The sequence below is a fragment of the Lentilactobacillus hilgardii genome, from assembly GCF_009832765.1.
In the GTDB taxonomy this organism is placed as follows: Bacteria; Bacillota; Bacilli; order Lactobacillales; family Lactobacillaceae; genus Lentilactobacillus; species Lentilactobacillus hilgardii.
The window spans coordinates 1-19,283 of the sequence record NZ_CP047124.1 but is presented as its reverse complement, the minus strand read 5'-3'; the positions used below and the strand labels follow the sequence as shown (position 1 = coordinate 19,283).

The following is a 19,283-nucleotide window of genomic DNA, read 5'->3' as shown; positions in this document are numbered from 1 at the left end:
AATTTCATTGTTAATTAAACGTGGTTCTAGTTTGCTAAAAACATTTGAGATAAGATTTTTGAAGCTTTTTGGTGCTTTTATTGGTCTGTGAATTTTGGCTTATGTTTTGCTTTCCATTGTTTGTTAGCTCGTTTATTCCACCAAATGCCAAACAAGTTTTGCATGGTGCCGTACAAGTAGTTTTCAATGTTCTTGATATGCTTCTCATTACTTCTCAGGGCGTTAAAGTAGCGCCTCAAGGCTTTAGTCATTAAAGGCTTCAGTTCCTTATCATCAAGTGGGATTATGACGCCAATGTCCTGATGATCCTTTTCAACTCGATATTTAGCATTCAAGATAATACCAATAAACCGGCGCATTTGTTTCGGGGTGCGGCACCAGAAACTAAGTAATTGTACGGCTTCGGGTTCTAAGAAAACGGGTAAGCCACTATCTTCATCAGTTAAGAAATCATTAGCATGGTTCACCAAATCCTTGTTTTGCTTTTCTAGTTCTGCTGGTGAGAATTGGGCTGTGGAAAAGTCTAACTTTTGAGTATCTATATTGTATCTAGATTTATCTATATCTTTATGTTCTTTATATAGATTGACTAAAGAATTTTTAGTTCCGCTGTTATCAAGGGTTTGACAGTCGGTGTTTGTTGAATTTACTGGAACTAAAGAATTTTTAGTTCCGCTGTTATCAAGGGATTGGGAGCTTACTTGTCTATAAACATCGTTAGCGGTTACTTCAGGCTTTAGTAAATATAACCGGTTAGGTTGATTGATGCCGATTCTTTTTTGGTATAATAAATGAGCAGTTTCTAAATTTTTTTGATTTTGATTATCTTTGGTTCACTACAATTTAAGATTTCTTTCAGTGCCTGGTTGGTGTAAACAAAATACAAATTATCCTGTTCATCAACCCAGTGATTTCTAACTGAATAATTAAAACGATCTTTTAAAAGGGCAAAAGCTACTTTTGCATCGTTACTTAACCCTTTATAGTTATCATTTGTAAATAGAACTTTGGGTAGTTGGTAATAGGTTTCTGCATAAACTTCGCTGACTTTATAGAAATTATCTTGGTTCATATAAATGAAAGCTCCTCTCGTAACCTTGGTTAGATAAAATGGACTAAATAGCTTTTTACCAGCTACTTAGTCCACTGTTCTTGTTTTTCATTTTACCTTTGCTTGCTCCTAAGGGGCTGTTTGCGGTATAATTAATTCATAAACAAGATTACAATGTTCAATCAATTTTAACTTGGTGGTGAAAATTGATTGAACTAAGTAGCTGTTGGGTAGCTACTGGTTAATACTATAGGGAATCTCAATTCTAAGTGGATTGAGATTTTTGTTTATAAATAAAGCATAGCATTTTGGGCAAATTAAGTAAATGCTTTTATTAAAAATGATAAATGATAAATTTTTATCTTTTGTGATCAATCACAAAAGATGGTAAAATTTTATTAAAGAGGCAGGTGCTATTATGAATGGGAAAACACTATTAAACTTTAATTTTAAGGGTGGGGTTGGTAAGACTACTTTAACCGTCATGGAAACCTATTTATTAGGTCAAGAAAATAAAAAGTATTACTGATAGATTTTGATCCCCAGGGAAATGCAACTGAAATTATGAGGGAAACTTATCATATTATTTTGAAGCCGAAACTTTCATTATATGAAGGCCTTCTCAGAGGGGACTTATCAAATCGATTGTTTCTGTTACAGACAAAATTGATATGATTCCTACAGATTGGACCTTGTCATTATGGATTGGTGCTGTAGAAAAGGTTAGTCAAACTGAACGTAATATCTTGTTATCAAGAATGCTTTTAAAGTTAAAAACAAATTATGATTATATCTTTATTGATGTTCCGCCAACCATTAATGTCTTTACTAACAATGCCATTATGGCTTCAGATTTCATTTCAATTGTTTTACAAACCCAAAAGCAATCATATACAAGTTCTTTGAAAACTGCTACACATTTAGGTGAACTACGAGAACAATATGATGGGGATTTTCAACTAGTTGGTGTCATACTATATTTAATGAAACCACGAGCAAAAGTTGATGCTGAAATTACTGCTCGGGCAAAAGATTTTTTTGGTGAAGGAGTTTTTTCGAATTCAATTAGAACTCAAGAACGAGTTAAAACATTCACTAATGAAGGAATAAGAGATAAAGATCGTTGGGATAAAAGAGCAATTCAAATGTATCAAATGGTTCTTAATGAACAACTACTTAGGATTCAACAGTTAGAGGGGTAATTTATTATGACAGAAGATTTTTTAAATAAAGTTAGTAAAAAGCGTCTGAGCAACTTGGTAATCTAAAGAGTCCATACCAATTCGAAACGGAAAAAATAAGACTGTTCAAGTTCGTATGAGCACATATAAAAAGATTAAACGAATTGCTTTTGAAAATGATGAGAAAATTGTTGATGTCTTAGAAAAGCTTATTCATGAAGGACTTTCTCAACGCAAATAAATAATTAACAGCTTAGACTTGTGATTTATAATAAAAATTAATCTTTTATTATAAATCACAAAAGATAATCATAATTAGGTTTGACTTTCTTTTGTTGCCTTTTCGTAAATTAGAACTTAGTCATCATGATACAATAAGATAAGCTAATAAACACAATATGAATGGTTAATAGGAGACCAAGTAAATATTAACATTGGTTCTGAAATATACTAAATGGTGGTGGGAAGTCAATGTCTCGACAAGCTGAATCGAGCAAAAAAATGATTAATAGATATCAAATTTATCGTCAGGAAAAACTCATAGGAACGGTCATGGCTTTTCCTGACTATGTTAATCAGATTTTTATCTAGTTTTTAATGAAGATGATCATTCTTTTAGGATTAAAAATGAAGATATTTTTATTGATTTTCAAGGAGATAAATATTACATTACAAATGTTGAAAGAATTCATTACAGCTATCATCTTAAATTTGAAACGAATAGTGACCATAACCGCTGCCAAAAGCCACAAAGTTGGATCAATACTTTGGCAATTAAAACATTTTCTTTTAAAGACATAGAAAGTTTACTCTCAATCGTTCAATTGGAGGATCGTGAACAATTAGTCAGCTTAATTGCGGTGCTAAAAAGGATAACTATCGAACACAAATCTTTAAAACAGCATGATTTATTTCAATTTAAGGATTTGCTAGATAAATATAATGTGGTAGAAGCCAAGTTAGCTGAATTTTTATTAAATCACCTAGTTAATTAAATAGGAGAACCGAATTAATGGATATTAATCATTTTTGGCGGAATAATTGGTGGCTTATTTTAGCCTTAACTATTATCTTAACAGGAATTGCTTTTTAACCTATTAGTTTATCGATGAGTGGCTTTTGATCTGTGATTGAGATGAAAAATTAATATAAGAATATAATGTCAATAATGATTAAATTAATAGTTATGAACGTTAGCGTTGTTATTAATAGTTATATTCTTTATAAAAGGAGAGTAAATAAAAATGAAACCTATTCAATATAAAGACAAAACATTTACCTCTTATCAACAAGCAGCTGATTTTATTGGTATTACTAAAACAGGATTTGCAAAACGCTATCGAAAGTACGAAGCTGGGGAATATGACCTTAATGACCTTTTTATGATGGTAATTATCATTTAACACATCTAATTTATTATAAAAATCAAAAATTTAGTAGTCATGCAGAAGCAGCTAAATTTATTGGCATTACTTCAGTGTCTTTTAATAGGCGGTATAAAAAATATCTGAGAAGTGAAATATCTTTAGAAAATTTATTTAAAAACCTAAGTACACAATTTATCCCATGCCTGATTGGCACGGAAAAATATTTAACAGCAAGAAAGAGGCTGCTAGTTATTTAGGAATTAGTCAAAATACTTTTACACAACGCTTAAGGCGTTATTATAATGGTGACTATACTTTAGATGATATTTTTGCTTCCGATCCACTTGAACTACAGAAAAAGCATTCTAAAACAATGGCAATAACCTATAATGGGCACACTTTTTGAAACTCAACGAGAAGCCTGTCAGTATCTCGGCATTTCTCAATCGGCCTTTTCCGCAAGATATCATAAATATTTATCTGGAGAATTGCCCATTGATGAGCTGTTTCGCCGTCAGAAACACTGAGTTCAATTATAGGGGGGATCATATATGGAACCAATTGTTTATAAGGGAAAGCGATTTATAAGTTATCAACAAGCAGCAAATTTTCTTGGTATGACTGCAACAGGTTTTTCTAAACGATACCAAAAATATCAGAGTGGGCAGTTCTCGCTTGCAGAACTTTTTAACTCCGTTGGAAAAAAAAACACAATTACAGAAACATAAAAGTCTCACCTATCATGGTGAGACTTTTATCAATTATCAGGAAGCTGCTAAAAGCGCGGGTGTTTCTCAAACAACTTTTTATCGGCGGTTAAAAAAATATTATGCAGATCAAATTACTTTAGATGAATTGTTTTCATCAGTAAAATACCAATCCTACGAATTACCTCCGTATCACAAAAAGTATTTGAAAATAAATTAATGGCTGCTAAATATGTTGGTATTACACCAACAAAATTTACTGAAAGGCTAAAGCGTTATCATCAAGGAATATACGATATTGATGACCTCTATTCTCGGAACTCAACTAATTTACGGGCTAAACAGCTAAATACTATTAAACTCCATTATCAAGGAATAACCTTTAACTCATATAAGGCTGCCTATGATTATATTGGTATCTCAAGTGCTGCCTTTAATGGACGTTTGAAAAAGTATCTCAATGGTGAATTCACTATTGAACAATTGTTCAGATCGCCGAAGCATTCACAGGGACATATGATTAAATATCATCGACGAACTTTCTATTCTTACAAGGAAGCTGCCCAATACATTGGTATCAGTTATAATGCTTTTAACAAGCGATTAAAGAAATATAAATCGAATGCAATTACCCTTGATGAGTTGTTTGCTAAAACTTAATTTTGACCATTATTAAACTAGGATTCAAATGGAATTATTTGCTTAATTCAATCAATGAAAAAAAAAGCAAATCCCTTAGAAGCTGTCCAAGATCTATGATTTTTGATATACTTCTATGTAAAAAGCGAATTTAAGCTATGAAAAATTATCCCAGCAAAATTACTCGGCAACAATTTGAATTAATTCGACCAGCTTTAGAAAATTTTCGTAAGCGAACTAAGCCTCGAAAATATGACCTCTACGAGGTCTTCTGTGCGGTCCTATATGTCTTGAAAACCGGTTGCCAATGGCGTCAAGTCCCCGGTGATTTCCCAGAATGGCGGTCAGTTTACAACTATTACAAAATTTGGTCAACTAAAGCTGAGCCTACGGCTGATTCTTTATTGGAACAAGTTTTAAAAAAATTGTCATTGCTCGGCGAACTTACCAAGGACGTTCAGCTTTAACTTCCTTTATTATCGTTGACGCTCAGAGCGTCAAAAACACCGCTACTGCTGAAAACAAAGGTTACGACGCTGGTAAGAAAATCTCGGGGATTAAGCGCCATCTGGCAGTTGATATCAATGGCTTTCCGCAGGCCATTCACATGACGCGAGCGAACGTCTCTGATCGAGACGGGGCCAGTGCCATGATCGCTTTACATGCCATGCATTTACGCCAGGTTCAAAATGTCTTAGTTGATGGTGGTTATTCAGGCGTTAATTTTCAGCTCGATGTAGCCAGTAATTTAAACGCAACCGTGCAGGTTGCGAAGCGCAATGAGTTGCATCGATTCGAAGTCATGCCCCAACGTTGGGTAGTCGAACGATCTTTTAGTTGGCTAGAGAATTGTCGGCGACTTTGGAAAAATTGTGAGCGTCAATTAACCACCAGTCTGCAAATGGTCGTTTTAGCGTTTTTAGCACTATTACTTAAGAGATTTTAGACAGCTTCTTAGAAGTGTTTTCAACAACACAATTTACTATTAGTGTATCATATCGGAATTGCTCATTGGGGTTGATAAAAATTAATGGTAATATTTTAAAAAGTAATAATGAAGTTGACCACAAAAAGTATATTGATATCTGGGGTCAAATAAAAAGAGCTTCGAGAGTATATCTCGAAACCCTTTTACTGTCCTTAAAAAAATTCATATTGTGTTCCATGAATATGTCTTTTATAAAGGAGAATTTAAAACTTTAACCATCAATTTAAGCAAATGGATTAGTAGTACCAGGTGTTGTCTTTGAAGGGAACCGCTCAGACTGGCAGCACTAGAATTATAATTGTAGATTACTTGAACAGGGGTTGAGCCAAATGTACCGCTATTAGCACTTGAAGCAGTATAAGTGAATTGCTTCCAAGTTACAGTACCATTATCATCAAATGATGGGAATACAGCTGACTTCAAAGTCTTAAGAGCACTCTTGCTATTAAGATAAGTCATAACATCACTTCCGCTGAATGATGCGCCTTGAGTACCACTGAATAAATCAGTAACATTCAAATTAGCAGGTGCAATATATGAGCGTGCAGCAGCTTTTGCAATAGCAGCGTTCAAATCAGCAACTCGAGTTTTATAGGTCGCACTCGTTGCATCTGTTTGTGCAGTTGGTGCTGCCAAAAGATCAGTATAAACTTTTTTAGGTTAGTAGAATCTAACGAACCATTAGTGGTTAAAATACCAGATAAATCAACAGTGAAAGGAGCTGTCAATCCATTAGCATCGCTATCAGTAGCTGCAGGAACTGTAATTGGTTCATTAGGGATACCAACAAATACTGCAGGATTTGTTGAAGTTGCACTAGTTGCAGTTAACTTATCACCAGCAGTTGTTGGATCAGTAGCCGTTGTATCGTGAGCATATGGTGAAAGCTGTTGATAAACTGTATTGCCCTTTGATAATTGAACATTGACAGTATCACCAGTCTTAGCTTGTGCAATAACTGCTTGGTTGTTGGCATTATTAGTCACATCAAATGCGTATCCGGTACCTTGAAGTGCTGCATCAATCTTATTTTGTAAGTCAGCAGTGTTTGTGGTTGCATCAAACTTCCAAGTATATCCAGTATTAGTGGAATTTGCTTGAAGCGAACCGAATGAATCACCCTTCTTAGCATTAGCCTTAACGTAATCTAAGCTAGCAATGCTCTTACCAGAGGCATCTGTAAAGTTGATCCGAATTGAATTATCAGCAATCGGTTTTGGTGTAGCGCTTGAGCTAGCTGAAGTACTTTGCAGATCAGAAGCCTTGATCCACTTACCGTTCAATTGAGCGGCAGCGGATTGAGCAGCAGCGGAAGCTGATGCTGAAGAAGCAGCTGATGAGTTAGCACTTGATGTTGAAGCTGAGCTAGCAGGGGCAGCAGAAACTTGGTACCAAGTTTCGCCTTCACGAGAAGTCGTTACGGCTTTAGTAACAGTGAATGAAGCGCCAGAGTATGGTGCAGTAGTAGTAACTACCTTGCCATCAACAGTAGCACGGCCCACTTTGTATTGTGACCAAGCAGGTGCATTGTAAGCTAAGCTGCTAGTACCAGGAGTCTTCAAAGTGAAGGTTGCTGATGAAGCAGGAGCTGATGAAGCAGCACTAGTAGTGTCGTATGAAGCGATACCGCCAGCAAATGCTGAAGTGCTCTTACCACCATAGATCCAGCCACGATAAGTCTTATCGAATGATACGACCTTGTAGTAAACTGAGCCACGGTTAGTAGTAGCAACACGATATGCGCGCGCCAGTTCTTCTGACCTTGTTTGCTGTCCTTAAGACCATTTAAAGTAGTTTTAGTAGCAACAAATTTAGCACCCTTTAAAGTACCAGCTTTGGTATAAAGAGCGTTAGAACCATTAACGTTAACGTTACGAGTAGTAGCGTCGGAAGTTAATTTTTATTAGATGTAACCTTAGCAAATGACTTTGCACTGGCGTTTGTGCTTGTTCCTGCAACGGCAACAAATGCCAAGGCAGCAACGCCAGCAAATAAAGTCTTTTTCATAGACTTTTTCATGTGTTAATTCCTCCTAAATAAATATAAATTATCCAAGTTATGTAAGCATGCAATAAACATACCCCCGCTAACTTGCTGCTATAAAGTATAGCATAACTGGCGTTTAATGCAAAGAAAACCGCGTATTGTAACTTTTTAACATCTTTACGTAATTAATTAAAGAAATAATACCTAAAAAAAATAATTATATTAAAGTCTTTCAAAAATATTCTAAGTAATAACGTGGTATAATGCAAAATATAATCAGTTTATCTTTATAAAACTGATTATGCTGTAAAAATTATTCCCCTCAGAATATAAATGATATCAGTTAGTATTTTTTTTTACCCCCGACAACAAAGGGCGTCTATCATTTGATAGACGCCCTTTGTTGTGTTCCTAAAGCAATTATTAACTATGAATCAAGGATAAGGACATCTACTATGAGACATATCTTGAAGGAAAGTAATAAAAAACAACCTTTCGCTAAGGGAAGGTTGTCAATACGTATGTGTTTGGGGAAACATATACATGAAATATGAATATTAATTTGGAGAAAACATAATTCTTATAAAGAGAAACTATATTTTCTTTGGGGGTACAGACGCTAACACTTGGATATTAAACATCTGTGCTATAAGCATAACACAAGTCACAAAAGACTGTTCACTTTTTTTCTTGAATAATGCTTTTTATGATTAGATTGTTTCTATCAATTGGAAAATGAAAGAACTCCACGAATCATAATTCGATTAGACTCTTCCGGTTTACCCGAAGCACAGGTAATTAAAGTAATTACCTTTTTCTTGCCAATATTTTTAATGTAACCTATTTGATATTTTGAAATAACTGGATTGAAGTCAATATTTGAGACAGATTTTAAGAGACATTCAGAACCGCGTTTACCTTCCACAGCTCAAATAAATCATTAATCGCGATTAATAACTTATTTGAACCCTGGAAAGCATTAAATCAGGCGGCCATTGGGCTCGTAAGTGTTGTAATTTCAACTTGTAAGGGGGTCTGGTAGCCCAGTGAACTATGAATTCTCTTCCTATTGTAGAAAGCATGCACATATTCAAAAAGGACGGCAGCGGCAGTTTCATAATCTTCAAAGACCGGCACTGGATAAACACATTCCTTTTTGAGGGAAGCGTGAAAGGATTCCATTGGCGCATTATCATACGGACAACCCTTACGGCTGTATGAGTGGCGGATATGTAGCTCAGAAGCTGTCCAAGATCTATGATTTTGATATACTTCTATGTAAAAAGCGAGTTTAAGCTATGAAAAATTATCCCAGCAATATTACTCGGCAACAATTTGAATTAATTCGACCAGCTTTAGAAAATTTTCGTAAGCGAACTAAGCCTCGAAAATATGACCTCTACGAGGTCTTCTGTGCGGTCCTATATGTCTTGAAAACCGGTTGCCAATGGCGTCAAGTCCCCGGTGATTTCCCAGAATGGCGGTCAGTTTACAACTATTACAAAATTTGGTCAACTAAAGCTGAGCCTACGGCTGATTCTTTATTGGAACAAGTTTTAAAAAATTGTCATTGCTCGGCGAACTTACCAAGGACGTTCAGCTTTAACTTCCTTTATTATCGTTGACGCTCAGAGCGTCAAAAACACCGCTACTGCTGAAAACAAAGGTTACGACGCTGGTAAGAAAATCTCGGGGATTAAGTGCCATCTGGCAGTTGATATCAATGGCTTTCCGCAGGCCATTCACATGACGCGAGCGAACGTCTCTGATCGAGACGGGGCCAGTGCCATGATCGCTTTACATGCCATGCATTTACGCCAGGTTCAAAATGTCTTAGTTGATGGTGGTTATTCAGGCGTTAATTTTCAGCTCGATGTAGCCAGTAATTTAAACGCAACCGTGCAGGTTGCGAAGCGCAATGAGTTGCATCGATTCGAAGTCATGCCCCAACGTTGGGTAGTCGAACGATCTTTTAGTTGGCTAGAGAATTGTCGGCGACTTTGGAAAAATTGTGAGCGTCAATTAACCACCAGTCTGCAAATGGTCGTTTTAGCGTTTTTAGCACTATTACTTAAGAGATTTTAGACAGCTTCTAAAAAATTGTCATTGCTCGGCAAACTTACCAAGGACGCTCTGAGCATCAAAAACACTGCTCCTGCTGAAAGCATGCTCATGATGCAAAATCATTCGGCCAACTGTCCTCGTCTGGCCGATTTTTTTACTCAATTTTGCCAGCAAAATCTGAGTAAAAAAACGCGCAGCTTTTGCCAAAAAGTGGCTAGCCAACCGGCTAACCATTTTGGCATTGCGCAGCGAACTTGGGGGTCAAGGGGAGCGTTAGCTGTCCCCTTGCAAGCACCGCAGCTGTCACAAACGCAGTCTTGTGGCTAGCATGCGGGTTGGTTGCCAAGCCTCTGTTATTCGATTATCATTAGGGAGGTCATCAGCCGTCGGCTGATCCGACTTTTTGATATCTCGAATAACTTTGCCCGTAGGGCAACGGAGGTGGGACTTGTGAACGAACTGCAAAATCTGGCTAGCACAAAAAGACGACTCCGGTTCATCGTCAGGCTAGCAAACAAATTAATTTTCGGGTGAGTGAACCGGACTATTTAAAGCTGGCGCGTTCCGCGCAAACTTTAAATCTGTCCGTGCCGGCTTTTGTCAAAAGAAGGCCCAGGGGCGCGCTTAGTTGCCCCCAAGATTGCCGCCCAAGATGCCCAGAACATCACTCATCAATTAGCTAAAATTGGCGGTAATCTTAATCAATTGGCCCATCATGCTAATCAGGGTGGTCAAGTCAATCCCCAGGCGTTAAGAGACTTACAAAACGAGGTGCAACACGTATGGCAACAACTCATATAAAACGTTCCACCAGTGCGTCCCGGTTAGTCAATTACGCTGAAAAACGGGCCGTCAAACAAGATGGCCTCAATTTAGATATTCAGTACGCTAAAAGTGAATTTAAACAAGTTCGGGACATCTATGGCAATCCTGGTAGAACCCAAGCGTATGCCAGCCGGATTGCCTTTAGTCCGTTGGAATTTAATCCTAAAGATCCTCATGATCAGACAACTGTTTTAGCCGTTGCTAAAGAAGTTTATGCCAAAGCCTATCCTAATCAACAGGTGGCCCTTTACGAACATGCCGATACCGATTCCTTGCATGTTCATGCCGTCATTGGCGCGATTAACCTCGAAACCGGTCAAAAATGCACGGTAATTGGCATCAATACCGTGATCACTTAGTCCACATCACGGATCAAGTCTGTCAGGAACACAGCTTAATGGTCACGCAACCCGATCCCAACCGGCATGAAAAACGCTCAATGGCTGAAATTAAACTACGAGCTAAACAGCAGCCCACTTGAAAGATCAAATTCGCCAAGCCGTCGATCACACCATGCAGAATCCCCTGATTTGCGATTTTCAGGCCTTCCAAGCTGATTTAAAGCAACAGGCAGTCAAAGTATGGGAGCGTGGCAAGAATCTCACTTATCAGCTTTTAGGCACCAATTACAAGTCTCGGGGAACCAAACTCGGGATTGATTATGAAAAGGAGACGATTTTTAATGAGTTGGCAAGCCGACAAACCCAATCAAGAACCAACCAGCAACCAGAACGAACCGTTAACCCAACAATTGACCCAGCTCAATCAGACCATAGCCGAACTCCGGAATTACCAGGGCACTCAGATTCAACTGCAAGCCACAGCCAAAACATCTCTCGATCAACAACTGCGACAAATCGAACAAACCGCTCAACAGGTCAATCAACAATTTCAGACGACCTTAAACAACTTAGACAGCAGCAACGCCAGCTCGCAAGCCCAATTAAAACAGACCTTACAAAGCGCCTACGCAACGTTTCAAAAAGCAGACCAACCTGATCAGTCAGGAAAATCTAACCGCACTCAAACGGATTCAAACCGAGCAAGGCCAAAACAACCAGCGCCTCAGCCAACTCAGCGACCAAGTGAACCAGACTATCCAAGAGACGCTGGCCCAAACCGCTAATCAAGTGGAGCAGCAGTTACAAACCACGAAAAAGCGGTTCTCGTGGTTTGAAATTAAGAATTATTTGCTAGCGGTAATCCCAACCGGGATTTTAACGGGACTCGTTTTTGGGTTGTTAACTCATTTTTTGGGTCGATAAAAGGCGTCTCCTTGGGGGTGAGCAGCTAGGTACTGATCAAAGTTATCCCGAGTGATGGCGTCCAAATCTTTAACTGAGTTAGTCGTAATCGTCTTGACGGTCTTTAACTGCCGTGCGACCTGGCGATCAGCAGCCTCGCTTAACGTGTGAATCCCGGTAATGATCACTAAAACCGGTTTAGGTTGACCAGTCACCTCTACCCAAGCTAATTGACCAATCGCAAGATTCTTTTTCCCCACGGTTTTGTGATGGCGAACTCGCCATTGGTAACTTTTAAGACTAAAATAATGATTTTTGTTCACATGATGGCCGTTAATCACGGTTTCAATTCGATGCCCTTGATTCATAAAAAGACCTCCATTTTGTTAATAATGTCGTTGCTTAGTGTGGGATAGGCTGGTTTCAACCCTTAAATATAAGCTCTCAAAGAAAATAGCAGGGCTACTAATATGATCCCCATTGCTAATAAAATCATACCGAAAAAAATTGAAAAGAACATGTTTTACCCTTCTAACTTAACCTTTTGCTTTTTTAAATTGACCAGTATAAACTCAAGTTATAACTCCAATCAAGTTATTTCACCGAAATATAGTTGACGGCTAAAATCTCTTCTTAACGGAAGAGGTTTTATTTATTAACTAAGCCTTTTATAATAGCCATTGTACACCTGAGTGTACAAAATTTATCTCGGTAAAATATGCGTAATTGGCCTGCTCATCACCCTATGGGCGGGCTTTTTGCATATATTGATATCAAGTTGTTTAGCTAGGGCCTACCCTAATGTAATCACTGAAAACGGCTAATTTCATTAGTAACAATTAAGTGTTTCGGTGGCGTTCTTAGATTAATGGTAATTGATTCACCTTAACCAATCACGCTTTGAACGTCATGACAGCAATAATCGTTAACAGCTTCTTGAAAATAATTGACTAATGAACTGAAAATATACCCCTCAACATTACTTCTTTTACTTCTACTAGCTGTCATGACAATTCTTTGAAGATCGACTGCCATATCTTCATAACGATTGTTGTTCTCAAAACTTAAAGCAAGTTGGCTGTTTCTAACGTTTCTAGCCTGTTTCTTAACGACATTTTTAGCTTTGAACACCATGCCACTTAATTGATAAAGTTTTTTAGGATCATTAAAGGATAAGGCTTTGAGCATGTTAACTGTTCGCTTGCTAAAGCCGGCTTTAGTCTCTAACGAATTACTTAAAGCATTTATTTCAAGTTCATTTAATTTTTTTCGTTTGGCTGCCTGTTTTTCTTTTTGAGTGATAGCGACAATTTTTTTAGAATTAGTCTCTGGATAGGTATCTCTTGTATATATTGTTTGTTTATTATTTGAATTAGGTGTTCTACTAGAATTGGGTTTTCCAATTTCAGGACGTTGGATTTCCCGTTTTACGTTGTCATGATTGGCTTCTGGATTGGTTTCATTCTCAAATTTTGGTAAGAATAGTTTAGTTGCCCCATTGAATTGGTGCTTCATAACTAAATAACCCTTTTTTACTAATCGTTTAAAAACTTCTGTAATTGTGCTGACGTTAACGCCTAACTTCATTGCTAACTCATCACGGGTGTAAATAACATAATAATCATTAAACTTTTTACTGAAAAAATCTTTGTTCTTAGTGCTGGCTTGCATGCGATCTTCTAGCAATGAATAAATTAGAATCTCATTGCCACCTTTTAAATCTGAATTTAAGTTGCTTTCTTTTACTTTGAAAAATTGCATCATTACTATCTCCTTGGTTTTAGGAGTAAAAAAAGAGAATAACAAGTTCCGTTTAACTTGATATCCTCTTTAGTTTGCAACTATGTATCTTGCATTTACCAATCTTATTTCATATAATGGGAAGTAGGGAATTAATTCCTGCTTCTTTCAAAATATGTTTACAGGATTGGCACTAAAGGCTATCAAGTGGTTATCTCACTTGTTGGCTGATTATAGAAGTTTTTGGACGGACTTCTATAATCAGTGCCTTTTTTCATACTCATATTTATTGAATTAATTATAACTCATTGTCAATGTTTACACAAAAATATCTAAATTAGAGTGGACTGTAAATAATTTCATTGTTAATTAAACGTGGTTCTAGTTTGCTAAAAAACATTTGAGATAAGATTTTTGAAGCTTTTTGGTGCTTTTATTGGTCTGTGAATTTTGGCTTATGTTTTGCTTTCCATTGTTTGTTAGCTCGTTTATTCCACCAAATGCCAAACAAGTTTTGCATGGTGCCGTACAAGTAGTTTTCAATGTTCTTGATATGCTTCTCATTACTTCTCAGGGCGTTAAAGTAGCGCCTCAAGGCTTTAGTCATTAAAGGCTTCAGTTCCTTATCATCAAGTGGGATTATGACGCCAATGTCCTGATGATCCTTTTCAACTCGATATTTAGCATTCAAGATAATACCAATAAACCGGCGCATTTGTTTCGGGGTGCGGCACCAGAAACTAAGTAATTGTACGGCTTCGGGTTCTAAGAAAACGGGTAAGCCACTATCTTCATCAGTTAAGAAATCATTAGCATGGTTCACCAAATCCTTGTTTTGCTTTTCTAGTTCTGCTGGTGAGAATTGGGCTGTGGAAAAGTCTAACTTTTGAGTATCTATATTGTATCTAGATTTATCTATATCTTTATGTTCTTTATATAGATTGACTAAAGAATTTTTAGTTCCGCTGTTATCAAGGGTTTGACAGTCGGTGTTTGTTGAATTTACTGGAACTAAAGAATTTTTAGTTCCGCTGTTATCAAGGGATTGGGAGCTTACTTGTCTATAAACATCGTTAGCGGTTACTTCAGGCTTTAGTAAATATAACCGGTTAGGTTGATTGATGCCGATTCTTTTTTGGTATAATAAATGAGCAGTTTCTAAATTTTTTTTGATTTTGATTATCTTTGGTTCACTACAATTTAAGATTTCTTTCAGTGCCTGGTTGGTGTAAACAAAATACAAATTATCCTGTTCATCAACCCAGTGATTTCTAACTGAATAATTAAAACGATCTTTTAAAAGGGCAAAAGCTACTTTTGCATCGTTACTTAACCCTTTATAGTTATCATTTGTAAATAGAACTTTGGGTAGTTGGTAATAGGTTTCTGCATAAACTTCGCTGACTTTATAGAAATTATCTTGGTTCATATAAATGAAAGCTCCTCTCGTAACCTTGGTTAGATAAAAATGGACTAAATAGCTTTTACCAGCTACTTAGTCCACTGTTCTTGTTTTTCATTTTACCTTTGCTTGCTCCTAAGGGGCTGTTTGCGGTATAATTAATTCATAAACAAGATTACAATGTTCAATCAATTTTAACTTGGTGGTGAAAATTGATTGAACTAAGTAGCTGTTGGGTAGCTACTGGTTAATACTATAGGGAATCTCAATTCTAAGTGGATTGAGATTTTTTGTTTATAAATAAAGCATAGCATTTTGGGCAAATTAAGTAAATGCTTTTATTAAAAATGATAAATGATAAATTTTTTATCTTTTGTGATCAATCACAAAAGATGGTAAAATTTTATTAAAGAGGCAGGTGCTATTATGAATGGGAAAACACTATTAAACTTTAATTTTAAGGGTGGGGTTGGTAAGACTACTTTAACCGTCATGGAAACCTATTTATTAGGTCAAGAAAATAAAAAAGTATTACTGATAGATTTTGATCCCCAGGGAAATGCAACTGAAATTATGAGGGAAACTTATCATATTATTTTGAAGCCGAAACTTTCATTATATGAAGGCCTTCTCAGAGGGGACTTATCAAAATCGATTGTTTCTGTTACAGACAAAATTGATATGATTCCTACAGATTGGACCTTGTCATTATGGATTGGTGCTGTAGAAAAGGTTAGTCAAACTGAACGTAATATCTTGTTATCAAGAATGCTTTTAAAGTTAAAAACAAATTATGATTATATCTTTATTGATGTTCCGCCAACCATTAATGTCTTTACTAACAATGCCATTATGGCTTCAGATTTCATTTCAATTGTTTTACAAACCCAAAAGCAATCATATACAAGTTCTTTGAAAACTGCTACACATTTAGGTGAACTACGAGAACAATATGATGGGGATTTTCAACTAGTTGGTGTCATACTATATTTAATGAAACCACGAGCAAAAGTTGATGCTGAAATTACTGCTCGGGCAAAAGATTTTTTTGGTGAAGGAGTTTTTTCGAATTCAATTAGAACTCAAGAACGAGTTAAAACATTCACTAATGAAGGAATAAGAGATAAAGATCGTTGGGATAAAAGAGCAATTCAAATGTATCAAATGGTTCTTAATGAACAACTACTTAGGATTCAACAGTTAGAGGGGTAATTTATTATGACAGAAGATTTTTTAAATAAAGTTAGTAAAAAAGCGTCTGAGCAACTTGGTAATCTAAAGAGTCCATACCAATTCGAAACGGAAAAAACTAAGACTGTTCAAGTTCGTATGAGCACATATAAAAAGATTAAACGAATTGCTTTTGAAAATGATGAGAAAATTGTTGATGTCTTAGAAAAGCTTATTCATGAAGGACTTTCTCAACGCAAATAAATAATTAACAGCTTAGACTTGTGATTTATAATAAAAAATTAATCTTTTATTATAAATCACAAAAGATAATCATAATTAGGTTTGACTTTCTTTTGTTGCCTTTTCGTAAATTAGAACTTAGTCATCATGATACAATAAGATAAGCTAATAAACACAATATGAATGGTTAATAGGAGACCAAGTAAATATTAACATTGGTTCTGAAATATACTAAATGGTGGTGGGAAGTCAATGTCTCGACAAGCTGAATCGAGCAAAAGAATGATTAATAGATATCAAATTTATCGTCAGGAAAAACTCATAGGAACGGTCATGGCTTTTCCTGACTATGTTAATCAGATTTTTTATCTAGTTTTTAATGAAGATGATCATTCTTTTAGGATTAAAAATGAAGATATTTTTATTGATTTTCAAGGAGATAAATATTACATTACAAATGTTGAAAGAATTCATTACAGCTATCATCTTAAATTTGAAACGAATAGTGACCATAACCGCTGCCAAAAGCCACAAAGTTGGATCAATACTTTGGCAATTAAAACATTTTCTTTTAAAGACATAGAAAGTTTACTCTCAATCGTTCAATTGGAGGATCGTGAACAATTAGTCAGCTTAATTGCGGTGCTAAAAAGGATAACTATCGAACACAAATCTTTAAAACAGCATGATTTATTTCAATTTAAGGATTTGCTAGATAAATATAATGTGGTAGAAGCCAAGTTAGCTGAATTTTTATTAAATCACCTAGTTAATTAAATAGGAGAACCGAATTAATGGATATTAATCATTTTTGGCGGAATAATTGGTGGCTTATTTTAGCCTTAACTATTATCTTAACAGGAATTGCTTTTTTAACCTATTAGTTTATCGATGAGTGGCTTTTGATCTGTGATTGAGATGAAAAATTAATATAAGAATATAATGTCAATAATGATTAAATTAATAGTTATGAACGTTAGCGTTGTTATTAATAGTTATATTCTTTATAAAAGGAGAGTAAATAAAAATGAAACCTATTCAATATAAAGACAAAACATTTACCTCTTATCAACAAGCAGCTGATTTTATTGGTATTACTAAAACAGGATTTGCAAAACGCTATCGAAAGTACGAAGCTGGGGAATATGACCTTAATGACCTTTTTTATGATGGTAATTATCATTTAACACATCTAATTTATTATAAAAATCAAAAATTTAGTAGTCATGCAGAAGCAGCTAAATTTATTGGCATTACTTCAGTGTCTTTTAATAGGCGGTATAAAAAATATCTGAGAAGTGAAATATCTTTAGAAAATTTATTTAAAAAACCTAAGTACACAATTTATCCCATGCCTGATTGGCACGGAAAAATATTTAACAGCAAGAAAGAGGCTGCTAGTTATTTAGGAATTAGTCAAAATACTTTTACACAACGCTTAAGGCGTTATTATAATGGTGACTATACTTTAGATGATATTTTTGCTTCCGATCCACTTGAACTACAGAAAAAGCATTCTAAAACAATGGCAATAACCTATAATGGGCACACTTTTGAAACTCAACGAGAAGCCTGTCAGTATCTCGGCATTTCTCAATCGGCCTTTTCCGCAAGATATCATAAATATTTATCTGGAGAATTGCCCATTGATGAGCTGTTTCGCCGTCAGAAACACTGAGTTCAATTATAGGGGGGGGATCATATATGGAACCAATTGTTTATAAGGGAAAGCGATTTATAAGTTATCAACAAGCAGCAAATTTTCTTGGTATGACTGCAACAGGTTTTTCTAAACGATACCAAAAATATCAGAGTGGGCAGTTCTCGCTTGCAGAACTTTTTAACTCCGTTGGAAAAAAAACACAATTACAGAAACATAAAAGTCTCACCTATCATGGTGAGACTTTTATCAATTATCAGGAAGCTGCTAAAAGCGCGGGTGTTTCTCAAACAACTTTTTATCGGCGGTTAAAAAAATATTATGCAGATCAAATTACTTTAGATGAATTGTTTTCATCAGTAAAATACCAATCCTACGAATTACCTCCGTATCACAAAAAAGTATTTGAAAATAAATTAATGGCTGCTAAATATGTTGGTATTACACCAACAAAATTTACTGAAAGGCTAAAGCGTTATCATCAAGGAATATACGATATTGATGACCTCTATTCTCGGAACTCAACTAATTTACGGGCTAAACAGCTAAATACTATTAAACTCCATTATCAAGGAATAACCTTTAACTCATATAAGGCTGCCTATGATTATATTGGTATCTCAAGTGCTGCCTTTAATGGACGTTTGAAAAAGTATCTCAATGGTGAATTCACTATTGAACAATTGTTCAGATCGCCGAAGCATTCACAGGGACATATGATTAAATATCATCGACGAACTTTCTATTCTTACAAGGAAGCTGCCCAATACATTGGTATCAGTTATAATGCTTTTAACAAGCGATTAAAGAAATATAAATCGAATGCAATTACCCTTGATGAGTTGTTTGCTAAAACTTAATTTTGACCATTATTAAACTAGGATTCAAATGGAATTATTTGCTTAATTCAATCAATGAAAAAAAGCAAATCCCTTAGAAGCTGTCCAAGATCTATGATTTTTGATATACTTCTATGTAAAAAGCGAATTTAAGCTATGAAAAATTATCCCAGCAAA

21 protein-coding genes and 2 pseudogenes are annotated in these 19,283 nt (G+C 35.7%); 15 read left to right on the top strand and 8 right to left on the bottom strand.

Annotation, left to right across the window (positions count from 1 at the left end; genetic code table 11):
* Positions 1-77: 77 nt before the first annotated feature.
* A pseudogene (locus GQR93_RS15100) lies at positions 78-1,072 on the bottom strand (replication initiator protein A).
* A 650-nt stretch (positions 1,073-1,722) separates the two neighbouring features.
* On the opposite strand from GQR93_RS15100, the gene GQR93_RS15095 reads away from it, so the two are divergent.
* From GQR93_RS15095 to GQR93_RS15065, 6 genes are all read left to right on the top strand, one after another.
* On the top strand, positions 1,723-2,253 hold the full coding sequence (locus tag GQR93_RS15095) for a ParA family protein (protein ID WP_263863849.1): 531 nt from the start codon (positions 1,723-1,725) through the stop codon (positions 2,251-2,253).
* A gap of 746 nt (positions 2,254-2,999) precedes the next feature.
* Positions 3,000-3,227, top strand: a complete 228-nt coding sequence (locus GQR93_RS15085) for a hypothetical protein (RefSeq protein WP_159298873.1) — start codon at positions 3,000-3,002, stop codon at positions 3,225-3,227.
* Positions 3,228-3,476: 249 nt separating this feature from the next.
* Positions 3,477-3,635, top strand: a complete 159-nt coding sequence (locus GQR93_RS15520) for a hypothetical protein (RefSeq protein WP_225442064.1) — start codon at positions 3,477-3,479, stop codon at positions 3,633-3,635.
* A gap of 515 nt (positions 3,636-4,150) precedes the next feature.
* A complete protein-coding gene (locus GQR93_RS15075; protein ID WP_159298872.1) occupies positions 4,151-4,327 on the top strand; it encodes a hypothetical protein in 177 nt (58 codons plus the stop codon).
* Between the two features lie 198 nt (positions 4,328-4,525).
* Complete coding sequence (locus tag GQR93_RS15070; RefSeq protein ID WP_159298871.1) at positions 4,526-4,966, top strand: NUMOD1 domain-containing DNA-binding protein; 441 nt, start codon at positions 4,526-4,528, stop codon at positions 4,964-4,966.
* A 137-nt stretch (positions 4,967-5,103) separates the two neighbouring features.
* Positions 5,104-5,891, top strand: a protein-coding gene (locus GQR93_RS15065; protein ID WP_159298870.1) for an IS5 family transposase whose coding sequence is annotated in 2 segments (ribosomal slippage) — positions 5,104-5,362 and positions 5,362-5,891 — 789 coding nt in all. Because the reading frame shifts where the segments join, the coding sequence is not laid out codon by codon here.
* A 231-nt stretch (positions 5,892-6,122) separates the two neighbouring features.
* Here the strand turns inward: GQR93_RS15065 and GQR93_RS15645 are convergent.
* From GQR93_RS15645 to GQR93_RS15680, 4 genes and pseudogenes are all read right to left on the bottom strand, one after another.
* A complete protein-coding gene (locus GQR93_RS15645; protein WP_159298869.1) occupies positions 6,123-6,569 on the bottom strand; it encodes a hypothetical protein in 447 nt (148 codons plus the stop codon).
* Complete coding sequence (locus GQR93_RS15640; protein ID WP_318651933.1) at positions 6,503-7,495, bottom strand: hypothetical protein; 993 nt, start codon at positions 7,493-7,495, stop codon at positions 6,503-6,505. The genes GQR93_RS15645 and GQR93_RS15640 overlap by 67 nt, the downstream gene beginning before the upstream one ends.
* A 331-nt stretch (positions 7,496-7,826) precedes the next feature.
* Positions 7,827-7,952 (bottom strand): hypothetical protein, encoded by a 126-nt coding sequence (locus tag GQR93_RS15635; protein ID WP_318651932.1) that lies wholly within the window; start codon positions 7,950-7,952, stop codon positions 7,827-7,829.
* Positions 7,953-8,903: 951 nt separating this feature from the next.
* A pseudogene (locus tag GQR93_RS15680) lies at positions 8,904-9,161 on the bottom strand (integrase core domain-containing protein); the annotation flags it as partial.
* A gap of 56 nt (positions 9,162-9,217) precedes the next feature.
* Between GQR93_RS15680 and GQR93_RS15045 the strand changes: the two are divergent.
* From GQR93_RS15045 to GQR93_RS15495, 4 genes are all read left to right on the top strand, one after another.
* Positions 9,218-10,004 (top strand): IS5 family transposase gene (locus tag GQR93_RS15045; RefSeq protein WP_159298868.1). Its coding sequence is split into 2 segments (ribosomal slippage): positions 9,218-9,480 and positions 9,479-10,004, totalling 789 coding nucleotides; the frame shifts between segments, so codons are not numbered across the junction.
* Positions 10,005-10,580: 576 nt separating this feature from the next.
* Positions 10,581-10,784 (top strand): plasmid mobilization relaxosome protein MobC, encoded by a 204-nt coding sequence (gene mobC, locus GQR93_RS15505; protein WP_225442062.1) that lies wholly within the window; start codon positions 10,581-10,583, stop codon positions 10,782-10,784.
* On the top strand, positions 10,766-11,167 hold the full coding sequence (locus GQR93_RS15500) for a relaxase/mobilization nuclease domain-containing protein (protein ID WP_225442061.1): 402 nt from the start codon (positions 10,766-10,768) through the stop codon (positions 11,165-11,167). The genes mobC and GQR93_RS15500 overlap by 19 nt, the downstream gene beginning before the upstream one ends.
* Positions 11,168-11,490: 323 nt before the next feature.
* Positions 11,491-11,934 carry a hypothetical protein gene (locus GQR93_RS15495; protein WP_225442060.1) on the top strand — a complete coding sequence of 148 codons (444 nt, stop codon included), beginning with the start codon at positions 11,491-11,493 and terminating at the stop codon, positions 11,932-11,934.
* Positions 11,935-12,054: 120 nt separating this feature from the next.
* On the opposite strand, the gene GQR93_RS15030 is transcribed toward GQR93_RS15495, so the two are convergent.
* From GQR93_RS15030 to GQR93_RS15020, 3 genes are all read right to left on the bottom strand, one after another.
* Positions 12,055-12,420, bottom strand: a complete 366-nt coding sequence (locus tag GQR93_RS15030; RefSeq protein WP_159298867.1) for a DUF5839 family protein — start codon at positions 12,418-12,420, stop codon at positions 12,055-12,057.
* 517 nt (positions 12,421-12,937) lie between these two features.
* On the bottom strand, positions 12,938-13,816 hold the full coding sequence (locus GQR93_RS15025; protein WP_159298866.1) for a replication initiator protein A: 879 nt from the start codon (positions 13,814-13,816) through the stop codon (positions 12,938-12,940).
* A 409-nt stretch (positions 13,817-14,225) separates the two neighbouring features.
* Entirely contained in the window at positions 14,226-15,221 is a 996-nt protein-coding gene (locus GQR93_RS15020) for a replication initiator protein A (RefSeq protein ID WP_159298865.1), read from the bottom strand.
* Positions 15,222-15,620: 399 nt separating this feature from the next.
* On the opposite strand from GQR93_RS15020, the gene GQR93_RS15015 reads away from it, so the two are divergent.
* The 5 genes from GQR93_RS15015 (at position 15,621) to GQR93_RS14995 (ending at position 19,127) form a co-directional block, all read left to right on the top strand.
* On the top strand, positions 15,621-16,406 hold the full coding sequence (locus GQR93_RS15015) for a ParA family protein (RefSeq protein WP_159298864.1): 786 nt from the start codon (positions 15,621-15,623) through the stop codon (positions 16,404-16,406).
* 6 nt (positions 16,407-16,412) lie between these two features.
* The gene (locus GQR93_RS15010; RefSeq protein WP_159298863.1) at positions 16,413-16,628 is read left to right on the top strand and encodes a hypothetical protein; all 216 of its coding nucleotides are present in this window, start codon (positions 16,413-16,415) and stop codon (positions 16,626-16,628) included.
* A gap of 231 nt (positions 16,629-16,859) precedes the next feature.
* On the top strand, positions 16,860-17,384 hold the full coding sequence (locus GQR93_RS15005) for a hypothetical protein (protein WP_159298862.1): 525 nt from the start codon (positions 16,860-16,862) through the stop codon (positions 17,382-17,384).
* Positions 17,385-17,634: 250 nt separating this feature from the next.
* Positions 17,635-18,285, top strand: a complete 651-nt coding sequence (locus tag GQR93_RS15000) for an NUMOD1 domain-containing DNA-binding protein (RefSeq protein ID WP_159298861.1) — start codon at positions 17,635-17,637, stop codon at positions 18,283-18,285.
* 26 nt (positions 18,286-18,311) lie between these two features.
* Positions 18,312-19,127, top strand: a complete 816-nt coding sequence (locus tag GQR93_RS14995; protein ID WP_159298860.1) for an NUMOD1 domain-containing DNA-binding protein — start codon at positions 18,312-18,314, stop codon at positions 19,125-19,127.
* Positions 19,128-19,283: the final 156 nt, after the last annotated feature.

Coding starts and splice junctions, on each gene's coding strand:
- GQR93_RS15020 (WP_159298865.1), bottom strand. CDS start 15,221: ATGAACCAAGATAATTTCTATAAAGTCAGCGAAGTTTATGCAGAAACC.
- GQR93_RS15070 (WP_159298871.1), top strand. CDS start 4,526: ATGGCTGCTAAATATGTTGGTATTACACCAACAAAATTTACTGAAAGG.
- GQR93_RS15495 (WP_225442060.1), top strand. CDS start 11,491: ATGAGTTGGCAAGCCGACAAACCCAATCAAGAACCAACCAGCAACCAG.
- GQR93_RS14995 (WP_159298860.1), top strand. CDS start 18,312: ATGGAACCAATTGTTTATAAGGGAAAGCGATTTATAAGTTATCAACAA.
- GQR93_RS15520 (WP_225442064.1), top strand. CDS start 3,477: ATGAAACCTATTCAATATAAAGACAAAACATTTACCTCTTATCAACAA.
- GQR93_RS15005 (WP_159298862.1), top strand. CDS start 16,860: ATGTCTCGACAAGCTGAATCGAGCAAAAGAATGATTAATAGATATCAA.
- GQR93_RS15075 (WP_159298872.1), top strand. CDS start 4,151: ATGGAACCAATTGTTTATAAGGGAAAGCGATTTATAAGTTATCAACAA.
- GQR93_RS15095 (WP_263863849.1), top strand. CDS start 1,723: ATGATTCCTACAGATTGGACCTTGTCATTATGGATTGGTGCTGTAGAA.
- GQR93_RS15030 (WP_159298867.1), bottom strand. CDS start 12,420: ATGAATCAAGGGCATCGAATTGAAACCGTGATTAACGGCCATCATGTG.
- GQR93_RS15025 (WP_159298866.1), bottom strand. CDS start 13,816: ATGATGCAATTTTTCAAAGTAAAAGAAAGCAACTTAAATTCAGATTTA.
- GQR93_RS15000 (WP_159298861.1), top strand. CDS start 17,635: ATGAAACCTATTCAATATAAAGACAAAACATTTACCTCTTATCAACAA.
- GQR93_RS15010 (WP_159298863.1), top strand. CDS start 16,413: ATGACAGAAGATTTTTTAAATAAAGTTAGTAAAAAAGCGTCTGAGCAA.
- GQR93_RS15015 (WP_159298864.1), top strand. CDS start 15,621: ATGAATGGGAAAACACTATTAAACTTTAATTTTAAGGGTGGGGTTGGT.
- GQR93_RS15500 (WP_225442061.1), top strand. CDS start 10,766: ATGGCAACAACTCATATAAAACGTTCCACCAGTGCGTCCCGGTTAGTC.
- GQR93_RS15635 (WP_318651932.1), bottom strand. CDS start 7,952: ATGAAAAAGTCTATGAAAAAGACTTTATTTGCTGGCGTTGCTGCCTTG.